Genomic DNA, 9,238 nt, shown 5'->3' with positions numbered 1-9,238 from the left:
TGGCGGCGCTCGCGCGCGAGGCGGCGATCGAGGCGGTGCGCAAGATCATGCCGCGCCTCAACCTCGAAGACCGTACGATCCCGCCCGAGGTGCTCGATACGCTGGCAGTGACGCGCGAGGATTTCCTCGATGCCCTGAAACGCGTCCAGCCATCGGCGATGCGCGAGGTGATGGTCGAGGCGCCGCGCGTCCGCTGGGAAGATGTCGGCGGGCTCGACGACGCGCAGATGCGGCTCAAGGAAGGCGTCGAACTCCCGCTCAAGGACCCCGACGCGTTCCGCCGGCTCGGCATCCGCCCGGCCAAGGGTTTCCTGCTCTACGGCCCGCCCGGCACCGGCAAGACGCTGCTGGCGAAAGCGGTCGCGCGCGAAGCGGAGGCGAACTTCATCTCGACCAAATCGTCCGACTTGCTCAGCAAATGGTATGGCGAGAGCGAGCAGCAGATCGCCAAATTGTTCGCGCGCGCCAGGCAAGTCGCGCCGTGCGTGATCTTCATCGACGAGCTCGACAGTTTGGTCCCCGCGCGCGGCGGCGGGATGGGCGAGCCGCAAGTCACCGAGCGCGTGGTCAACACGATCCTGTCGGAGATGGACGGGCTGGAGGAATTGCAGTCTGTGGTGGTGATCGGCGCGACCAACCGACCCAATCTGATCGACCCGGCGCTGTTGCGCCCCGGGCGGTTCGACGAGCTGATCTATGTCGGCGTCCCCGACCAGAAGGGGCGGCGGCGGATTCTCGCCATCCAGACCGCGAAGATGCCGCTCGCCGACGATGTCGATCTCGACGCGCTGGCGAGCCGCACCGACCGCTTCACCGGCGCCGACCTTGAGGATTTGACGAGGCGCGCCGGCCTGATCGCGTTGCGCGCGAACATCGACGTGAAACAGGTGACGATGGCTGATTTCGACGCGGCACTCGACGATTCCCGCGCGAGCGTGACGGCGGAAATGGAGCGCGAATACGAACAAATGGCGGCGCGGCTGAAACAGGACGCCTCGGCGTTGCAACCGATCGGGTTTATTGCGCCGGGGCAGTTGCGACCGCATGGCCCGAAGGGGACCGACTGAGCGAAACCGCGAATGCCTTGCACCGTCAGCTTCCGCGCGAGGATCCTGCGCAAACAGGCCAAGCTGCCCCGCTACATGGTCGTCGCGCCCGAACATGTGCGAGGTCACACGGCGTCCTTCTCGGCGAGCGTGTCCCTCAATGGTTCCGCACCGTTCGAGCGCACCATCCATCCGTGGGGCAAGAGTTCGGATGTCTTTTTCTTCAACCTGAGCGAGCCGCAGTGCAAGAAAGCCGGCGTTGACACCAACGACGAGTGCCTCGTGACGATCACGACGGACGACTAGGCGCGGGCCCAAGTCAAATGGTACCGCTCGCCAACCGCTCCCATTTCCGCCACAGCCCCCGCATGCGCCGCCCCATAAACCCCGGCATCCTCTACGGCGTCGCCGCCTACGCGATCTGGGGCCTGCTCCCCGCGTTCCTCAAGCTGCTCAAACCGCTCCCAGCGCCCGACATCCTGGCGTACCGCATCCTCTTCTCGCTGGTGCTGCTCGGCGTGCTCGCGGCGGCGCTTAGGCATGGCGCGGCGCTCAGGCGGATCGCGACGACGCCGCGGTTGATGCTCGCGCTGACCGCGTCGTCGGTGCTGATCGGGATCAACTGGCTGGTCTATATCATCGCGGTCAATGGCGGGCATGTGGCCCAAGCGAGCCTGGGCTATTTCATCAATCCGCTGGTCAACGTGCTGCTCGGCACTTTGGTGCTGCGCGAACGGCTCGGGCGGATCGAGGCAGTCGCAGTCGCGCTGGCGGGGTGCGGGGTCGCGTTTCTCGCATACGAGCAAGGCGGCGTGCCCGTGATCCCGCTGACGCTGGCCTTCTCGTTCGGCACCTACGGACTGATCCGCAAGGTGACGCCGGTCGATGCGATCGACGGGCTGCTGGTCGAAACCGCGATCCTGTCGCCGCCGTCGGCTGCGTGGCTATGGTTTGCGGGCGCGTCGCTCGCCGCCGGGCCGGCGCTTTGGTTGCTCCCGGCATCGGGCGTGCTGACCGCGATCCCGCTGATCCTGTTCGCCGCCGCCGCGCGGCGGGTGCGCTACAGCGACCTCGGGCTGATCCAGTATCTAGCGCCGACGCTGCAGCTGGTGCTGGCGGTCGCGATCTACGGCGAGGCGGTCACCGTGCCGCAATGGGCCGCGTTCGGGCTGATCTGGGTCGCGCTGGCGATCTATGCGGCGGGCGCGACGCTGACCGCGCGGCGCGCGGCGGTCACGCTTCCCGACCTGGCCTGAGCACCAGCCAGCAATAGCCGACCAGCACGAGGCACGCCGCCCCCGCGGTCAAATACGGCAGCGAGTGCTGCGCTTCGTACAGCCCGACGCCGATCGACGGGCCAAGCACGAAGCTGGCGCCGTTGATGCTCGTGACCTTGCCCGCGACCGACCCCTGCGCCTCGGGCCCGACCGCGAGGCTCGACCCGGCGGTGAAGGCGGGGCGGGCAAAGCCGAACCCGACGCTGGCCAGCGCGTACGCCGTCGCGATGCCGTAGAGCGACGTCGCGAGCCCGGTCAGCGCGCACCCCGCCGCGCCGATCACCAGGCCGATCAGCATCATCCAGCGCGGGGTCAGATTGAGCAGCGGGATCAGCCCCCATTGCACCAGCAACGCCGCGCCCGCGCCCATCATCAGCACGATGCCCGTGGGCTGGAGCGCCTCGGTCGGCGGCAGGCCGAGCCGGTCGATCACCAGGAAACCGATCGCCTGGCCGGTCATCGCCTGGGCATGGCCGAACACCAATCCGGCGATCATCCAGGCGCGGATGCGCGGGTCGAAAAAGCTGCATACCTCCGCCCAGAGCTTCGATCCGAGACTGCGAGAGTCGCGTGATCCGGTCCTTCGCGCGCGCGGCGCGATCGCGGCGGCGATGCTCGCCCCCGAGGACTGCCCGCCGATCGAGGGATAGGCATTGGCCGCGCCATGCGAGCCGGGCGCGTCGAGCGCCGCCTCGGTCCGGTCGTCGGGCAGTCTCCGCAGCACGACCACGAACATTCCCGCGCCGAACAAGGCGAACAGAAACGCTGGCCCCGACAGCCCCACCGTCACCGCGCCGATGCTGCCGAGCAACAGATACGGCGCGATCGCCGGCCCCAGGATCGTCCCCAGCCCGAACGCCGAGCCGAGCAGTGTCAGCGCCCTGGTCCGCTCCTCGCGCGTCGTGCGCCCCGCCACAATCGCCTGCACCGCCGGGGGCGCCGCCGCGCCGAGCGTGCCGTAGATCAGCCGCCCGATGATGAAGAGCAGGAACGCTGCGGTCCCGCTGATCCAGTCATTGATTCCGGCGAGCAGGAATATCCCGCAGAGGCTAAGTGAAACCGCAAACCCGCCGACCCCGAGCAGAATCATCGATCGCCGCCCGCTGCGGTCCGAGCGGTTGGCCCAGAACGGTGCGGCGATCACCCACAGCAACGCCGACACGGAAAACGCTGCCGCGACCGCGTTGTCGCGAACGTGAAGCGAGCGGCCGATCGCCGGCAGCACCGATTGCAGCGCAGTGTTGCCCGCCGCGATCGTCAGCATGACGGTGAACAGCAACGCGAAATCGCGGTCCAGGCGCTGGGCGATGGCGGGCTTCATGCCCCGCCGATGAACCCGCGAACGCCCCGGTGCAACCCGGGTGCGGACCTAAAAACCTTGCTAGAACGTTCCGCCTTTGCGACAGGGGTTCCCTGGTCGCGCCCGCTTGCGCACGCAAAAAGCTAAGGAAGATCATGGTTCAGTCCCGCCTTGCCCTCGCCCACGAGGAAACGCGCGCGCGCAAGCTCCCCTCTCCTTGGGCGATGTTCCTGAGCGGATTCCTCAAGCATCCGCGCATGGTCGGGTCGGTGATCGCATCGACCAAGACGCTGCAGAACACGATGCTGAATCGCGTCGATTGGCCGAACACCAAGCTGTTCGTCGAATATGGCCCCGGCGTCGGCACCTTTACCCAGAACATCCTCGACCGCCTGCCCGCCGACGGCACCTATATCGCGATCGATACCAACGAGGATTTCGTCGACTATCTGCGGATCAAGTTCACCGATTCGCGGTTCATTCCGGTGCTCGCGTCGGCCGCCGACGTTGAAAAGGTCGTCGCCGATCATGGTTTCGACCATGCCGATTACGTCCTGTCGGGGCTGCCTTTCTCGACCCTGCCGCATGGCGTTGCGCCGCAGATCGCCGCCGCGACGCACCGCGTACTCAAGCCCGGCGGCGCGTTCCTGGTCTATCAGTTCCGCCCCAAGGTCCGCGACTTCCTGACCCCGCATTGGTCGAACATCGACTATGCGATCGAATGGCGCGCGATCCCGCCCAGTCACAATTTCTGGGCGTGGAAGGACGAGGAAACTGTTTGATTCTGTTTCAGTTACTGAAACAGACGCGGTACCGGCCCGCTCCCCCACCCGACCGCCCGATCAGGATATTCTATGGGCGGTCGGGTGGGGGAGCGGGCCGGTACCGCTTCAGCGCAAGCTGTAAACAAATCACCCCACCTTCTTCCTGAGCTTCTCGCGGCCGAAATTGAGCCGCCGCGTGATGTTATAGTCGAGCACCGCCATCACGAAATACGCCGCGGCTTGCTTGACCCGCATCCACGGGCTGGTGCGCGCCTTGTACAGCGCCGGTGTGATGCGTTCCGATTCCGCGACCTCGCCATCGACATAATCGCGGGCATAAGCGGCGAACGCTTTGTCCTCGATCCGCAGCATCAGCTCCAAGTTCAGGAACAGGCTGCGGACGTCGTAATTGGCCGACCCGATATAGACCGTGTCGTCGATCACGAAGAGCTTGGTGTGGAGCTTGGTCGGCTGGTATTCGTAAATCTCGACGCGCTTCCGAAGCAGCCCGGCATAAGTGAAGCGCGACGCCCAGATCGCGGCGCCATGATCGTTCTTCGACGCCAGCACGACGCGCACTATCCCGCGCAACCCTATCCGGTCGAGCCGGCGCAGCATGCCAGGGCTCGGCGCGAAATAGGCGCTGATCAAATCGACGCGCATCGCCGTCTTCATGTCGGCGCGCAGCGACCGCGCCCAGGGCGAGCGGCGTCGAAACGGCCCGCCGAACAGCCAGCGCGTCTGCCCTTCAGGCTGACTCCACTTCGACAGGATCGCGCGCAGCGAGCGCAGCGGTGAGTCGTCCCGCTTGGCCCACCCGTCGAGCGCATCGAAATAGCCCGTCAGGTGCGCCGCCGACGGCCCTTCGATATACAGCCCGAGGTCGCGCCACCCCTGGGTCGCGACCGTGCCGAAATAGGCGTCCTCAATGTTGAACCCGCCGATGATGACGCGCGCCTCGTCGGCCAGCGCCAGCTTCTGGTGGTTGCGCAACAGGTAACGCCGCCCCCAGCGCGGCACGAACCGGCACACCGCCACCCCGGCTTCGTTGAGCGGCGCGAAGAAATCGTGCGCCTCGGCGTGCTCGCTGCCCATCCCGTCGACGATGAGCCTGACGTCGACCCCGCGCTTCGCCGCATCGATCAACGCCGCGCGCACCTTCGCGCCGGCCTCGTCATCGACATAAATGTAATAGATGATCCTGAGCGACCGCTCCGCCCCGGCGATCAGATCGAGCAACGCGGTCAGCCGCTCCGGCCCCCCGGCGATCAGCCGCAGCGTGTCGCCGTCGATATGGAAGCTTGGCTCGGCACTCATCGCCCGTCTATCGCGGGCGTGCGAGCGCGGGGCAAGCGGCGCGATTTCCTTGACTCTTTGCCCCCCGTTGCCGTAGGGCGCGCGCCTTCCCATATTCCGGTTTCACAGCAAGGATCAGCGTTCATGGCGCGCGTCACCGTCGAAGATTGCGTCGACAAGGTTTCCAACCGTTTCGATCTGGTACTGTTCGCAGCCCAGCGCGCCCGCCAGATTTCGGGCGGCGCCGAACTGACGATCGACCGCGACCGCGATAAAAACCCGGTCGTCGCGCTGCGCGAAATCGCCGAGGAAACCGTGCGCCCCGATCACCTGCAGGAAGCCGTCGTGTCGGGCATGCAGAAGGTCCAGGTCGACGACGACGATACGCCGGACGAAGTCGGCTCGCTGGCGCAGTCGGCGGAAGCGCTCCGCCTGACCGCCGCCGCGCCACCGCGGAACCAGAATTTGGGCGGGGACTACGACGGCTGAGCATGAGGCCCGGAATTAGCGCGAGCTAATTCCGGATACAGCCGAATGCCGGCCGGCGTCGCGAAGCGACGACCGACGACGCGGCTTTGCCGCGGCGGATATGCATTAGGAGGGCTCGCGAGCAATCGCGGGCCTTTTCGTTATCCTACTCTGCCGGGCTTTCCATCTGTGCGGCCAGTGCCGCCGCCCGCCGCGCCTCGCCGCGCCGCTTCGCGCGTCGTCCGTACCAGAACGACCACAGGCTCAGCCCGCCCATCGTGCCATAACCGACGATCGGGTTCACGATCAGATATTCGCGGATGCTCAGGGTGAACATCAGCACCACCGCCACCGCGACGTCGGCCAGCAAGCCGAGCCCCCATACCAGCGTCATCATCATCATCGTGCGGCGGAACGCGGCATGGATCTGGAGCGCCTCGAACGCTTCCGCTTCGACCTCGGACTTGCGGCGCATGCTTGCGCGCGCCAGTTGGTAGACTAGCGGCTTGCCGATCAGCGCCGACCCCAGGAACACCAGCCCGATCGCCCCGGTTACGAGCTTTTCGCGCAGCAGGAGGAATCGGGCGCCGCCGCCGCCGAGCATCGCCAACACCGACAGAACGATCCCGCTCAGCACTAGCACCGACAGCGCATCGACCCGGCGACGCCGCGCGAATTCGGCAAGGCTCCACACAATCGGCGGCGCCGAGGATGCGATCAGTGCCTTGACCTCACCGAGCGAGGGCGCGGCGTAAGTGTAGATCGCAAACGGCAGGATGAAGTTGACCAACGCCTCGATCAGCGCGTGCACCGCATTTTTGCGGAGCCAGCCAGTCACGCCGGCCATCAGCCCCGGTTTTTCGTCCACGCGTCACCTCCTTGAATTCGTGGCGTAGATAGGGTCGAGGCGCGGACTTGGCGAAAGCTAATTCCGGATACAGGCAGACCGCGGCCGGCACTGTGTAGCGAAACGACCAACGACAGTACGGATCAAATGAAATCTACATCGGATGAAGAATCCTCGCGATGCTCAGGATAAAAGGGCACGATGCTTAATGCCGCGTGGTATCGATAGTTTGCGGATTAAAACAATCCGGGTGCAATTGCGAAGACTTGACGAATAACGCGCGTCGGTAAAGTCTCTCCAAAGGGAGGATCCGCCATGAGCTATGCGAGTCGTAACTGGAAAGCCGTCGAGATGACCGACCTTGTGGGGTCGACGCATACCCTCGTCGTGACGGGCGAGGTCGAGGTTCACAAAGCCAATGAGACGCCAAAACTGGTGAAGGCGCATCCCCAAGGCATCAGCCCCGCTACCTTGATCCTGACGCTGTCGGTGGATGGCGCCGGCGATACCGGCCCCGACGTGATGCAGTGGAAGCGAGTCAAGTTCAGCACCGAAATAATGTCGCGCCAATATAAGCATGTGATGATCACCGGTGCCACCGACGAGCAGACGGTGGAGGTCGAAGAAATTCTGTCCTGAACAGATGACGGTAGCAATGCGTCGCGGCAAAGCCGCGCCGTCGGTCGTCGCTGTGCGACGCCGGCCGGGGTCTCGGCCGGTACCTGATTTAGCGTTCCGCTAAATCAGGGCCTCGACCCTTGAACCCCTGCGCCACCACAAACCACTCCACGCTCCCCTTCCGGCTCGCCGGCGGCTTCGCGTGCTTCACCGTCGCGAAGTTGCGCTTCATCTCCGCGACCAGCGACGAATCCGCGCCGCCCGCGAACACCTTCGACACGAAGCACCCGCCCGGCTGGAGCACGTCGATCGCGAAAGCCAGCGCGGTCTCGACCAGCGCCATCGTCCTGAGCGCGTCGGTCTGCGGATGCCCGACGGTATTCGCCGCCATGTCCGACATCACCAGATCGGGTGCGCCGCCGAGTTCCTCGATCAATCGCCCGGGCGCGGCATCGTCGAGGAAATCCATCAGCAGGATCGTCACCCCGTCGATCGGGTCGACCGGCAGCAAGTCGATCCCGACCACCGCCGCCTTGGGCGCAACCTTGCGCACGACTTGCGCCCAGCCGCCCGGCGCGAGGCCCAGATCGACCACGCGCTTGACACCCTTCAGGAACGCAAACTTTTCGTCGAGTTCGAGCAGTTTGTACGCGGCGCGGCTGCGATAGCCCTCGGCCTTGGCGCGCTTGACGTACGGGTCGTTGAGCTGGCGTTCGAGCCAGCGCGTCGATTGCGCGGTGCGGCGCCGCGCGGTCTTGACGCGCGTATGGCCGCCGCCGCCACTTCCCCTCATGGCCGGTTCGCCCCCATCAAGCGGCGCAAGATGCCTTCGCGGATGCCGCGGTCGGCGACGCCGAGCCGCTCGGCGGGCCACACGTCCATGATCGATTCGAGGATCGCGCAGCCGGCGACGACCAGGTCGGCCCGTTCGGTGCCGATGCACGGGAAGCGCGCGCGTTCGGCGAGCGACATTCCCGACAGGTCGCTCGAAATCCGCCGCATCGATTCCGCCGGGACGATCAGCCCGTCGACTTGCGCGCGGTCGTAATGGTCGAGCTCGAGATAGACGCTGGCGAGCGTCGTCACCGTGCCGCTGGTGCCGAGCAATCGCGGAGCGACCGGCGATTTGGGCAAGCGGTCGGCGAATTTGACGAAGCTGTCGGTCGCGAGTTGGCGCATGTGCGCATAGGCGGCGAGCCGTCCCGCCCGATCGACCGGGCCCTCGCCCCCGGCATGCTCGGTCAGCGACACCACGCCCCACGGCGCCGAATGCCAGTCGAGCACGCGCGGTTCGGGCCCGCTGGCATCGATCAGCACCAATTCGGTCGATCCGCCGCCGATGTCGAAGATCAGCGCCGGCCCCTCGCCCGGCTCCATCAGCGCGTGGCAGCCGAGCACCGCCAGCCGCGCCTCTTCCTCCGCCGAAATGATGTCGAGCCGGATCCCGGTCTCGCGCCAGGCGCGGTCGATGAAGTCGGCGCCGTTGGCGGCTTGGCGGCACGCTTCGGTGGCGACCGAGCGCGACACGAGCACGTTGCGGCGGCGCAATTTGTCCGAACAGACGCGCAAAGCGGCAATCGTGCGATCGATCGCCGCGTCCGACAGCCGCCCGCTCGACGCCA

Annotated in this window: 11 protein-coding genes; 6 read left to right on the top strand and 5 right to left on the bottom strand. The window is 66.2% G+C overall.

The window, feature by feature from the left end:
• From JWM94_RS01930 to rarD, 3 genes are all read left to right on the top strand, one after another.
• Positions 1–1,067: AAA family ATPase (locus tag JWM94_RS01930; RefSeq protein ID WP_299420642.1), on the top strand; the 1,067-nt coding region annotated here is incomplete at its 5' end.
• Between the two features lie 12 nt (positions 1,068–1,079).
• The gene (locus tag JWM94_RS01925; RefSeq protein WP_299420639.1) at positions 1,080–1,352 is read left to right on the top strand and encodes a DUF1905 domain-containing protein; all 273 of its coding nucleotides are present in this window, start codon (positions 1,080–1,082) and stop codon (positions 1,350–1,352) included.
• A gap of 62 nt (positions 1,353–1,414) precedes the next feature.
• Positions 1,415–2,302, top strand: a complete 888-nt coding sequence (rarD, locus tag JWM94_RS01920) for an EamA family transporter RarD (RefSeq protein WP_299420636.1) — start codon at positions 1,415–1,417, stop codon at positions 2,300–2,302.
• On the opposite strand, the gene JWM94_RS01915 is transcribed toward rarD, so the two are convergent.
• Complete coding sequence (locus JWM94_RS01915; RefSeq protein ID WP_299420633.1) at positions 2,280–3,644, bottom strand: MFS transporter; 1,365 nt, start codon at positions 3,642–3,644, stop codon at positions 2,280–2,282. The genes rarD and JWM94_RS01915 overlap by 23 nt on opposite strands.
• Positions 3,645–3,778: 134 nt before the next feature.
• Between JWM94_RS01915 and JWM94_RS01910 the strand changes: the two genes are divergently transcribed.
• The gene (locus tag JWM94_RS01910; protein ID WP_299420630.1) at positions 3,779–4,405 is read left to right on the top strand and encodes a methyltransferase domain-containing protein; all 627 of its coding nucleotides are present in this window, start codon (positions 3,779–3,781) and stop codon (positions 4,403–4,405) included.
• 129 nt (positions 4,406–4,534) lie between these two features.
• Here JWM94_RS01910 and JWM94_RS01905 read toward each other — a convergent pair whose 3' ends face one another.
• Positions 4,535–5,704, bottom strand: coding sequence for a phosphatidylserine/phosphatidylglycerophosphate/cardiolipin synthase family protein (locus tag JWM94_RS01905; protein ID WP_299420627.1), 1,170 nt, complete (start codon positions 5,702–5,704; stop codon positions 4,535–4,537).
• 123 nt (positions 5,705–5,827) lie between these two features.
• Here JWM94_RS01905 and rpoZ point away from each other — a divergent pair, with 123 nt between their 5' ends.
• Positions 5,828–6,172, top strand: a complete 345-nt coding sequence (gene rpoZ / locus JWM94_RS01900; RefSeq protein ID WP_299420624.1) for a DNA-directed RNA polymerase subunit omega — start codon at positions 5,828–5,830, stop codon at positions 6,170–6,172.
• A 145-nt stretch (positions 6,173–6,317) separates the two neighbouring features.
• Here rpoZ and JWM94_RS01895 read toward each other — a convergent pair whose 3' ends face one another.
• The gene (locus tag JWM94_RS01895; protein WP_299420621.1) at positions 6,318–7,019 is read right to left on the bottom strand and encodes a VC0807 family protein; all 702 of its coding nucleotides are present in this window, start codon (positions 7,017–7,019) and stop codon (positions 6,318–6,320) included.
• Positions 7,020–7,313: 294 nt separating this feature from the next.
• On the opposite strand from JWM94_RS01895, the gene JWM94_RS01890 reads away from it, so the two are divergent.
• Complete coding sequence (locus JWM94_RS01890; RefSeq protein ID WP_299420618.1) at positions 7,314–7,637, top strand: hypothetical protein; 324 nt, start codon at positions 7,314–7,316, stop codon at positions 7,635–7,637.
• An 88-nt stretch (positions 7,638–7,725) separates the two neighbouring features.
• Here the strand turns inward: JWM94_RS01890 and JWM94_RS01885 are convergent, their stop codons facing one another.
• Both JWM94_RS01885 and JWM94_RS01880 read right to left on the bottom strand, forming a co-directional pair.
• Positions 7,726–8,409 (bottom strand): RlmE family RNA methyltransferase, encoded by a 684-nt coding sequence (locus JWM94_RS01885; RefSeq protein ID WP_299420615.1) that lies wholly within the window; start codon positions 8,407–8,409, stop codon positions 7,726–7,728.
• Positions 8,406–9,238, bottom strand: an 833-nt coding sequence (locus tag JWM94_RS01880) for a Ppx/GppA phosphatase family protein (protein ID WP_299420612.1), incomplete at its 5' end; no start/stop codon positions are given. The genes JWM94_RS01885 and JWM94_RS01880, both read right to left, overlap by 4 nt.

The sequence above is a fragment of the Sphingomonas bacterium genome (assembly GCF_028289855.1).
In the GTDB taxonomy this organism is placed as follows: domain Bacteria; phylum Pseudomonadota; class Alphaproteobacteria; order Sphingomonadales; family Sphingomonadaceae; genus Sphingomonas.
This window is presented reverse-complemented; position numbering and strand designations above follow the sequence as displayed.

Bases quoted from the DNA above. Each gene is read 5' to 3' on its own strand.
- JWM94_RS01925 (WP_299420639.1), top strand. From the start codon at position 1,080: ATGCCTTGCACCGTCAGCTTCCGCGCGAGGATCCTGCGCAAACAGGCC.
- rarD (WP_299420636.1), top strand. From the start codon at position 1,415: ATGCGCCGCCCCATAAACCCCGGCATCCTCTACGGCGTCGCCGCCTAC.
- JWM94_RS01915 (WP_299420633.1), bottom strand. From the start codon at position 3,644: ATGAAGCCCGCCATCGCCCAGCGCCTGGACCGCGATTTCGCGTTGCTG.
- JWM94_RS01910 (WP_299420630.1), top strand. From the start codon at position 3,779: ATGGTTCAGTCCCGCCTTGCCCTCGCCCACGAGGAAACGCGCGCGCGC.
- JWM94_RS01905 (WP_299420627.1), bottom strand. From the start codon at position 5,704: ATGAGTGCCGAGCCAAGCTTCCATATCGACGGCGACACGCTGCGGCTG.
- rpoZ (WP_299420624.1), top strand. From the start codon at position 5,828: ATGGCGCGCGTCACCGTCGAAGATTGCGTCGACAAGGTTTCCAACCGT.
- JWM94_RS01890 (WP_299420618.1), top strand. From the start codon at position 7,314: ATGAGCTATGCGAGTCGTAACTGGAAAGCCGTCGAGATGACCGACCTT.
- JWM94_RS01885 (WP_299420615.1), bottom strand. From the start codon at position 8,409: ATGAGGGGAAGTGGCGGCGGCGGCCATACGCGCGTCAAGACCGCGCGG.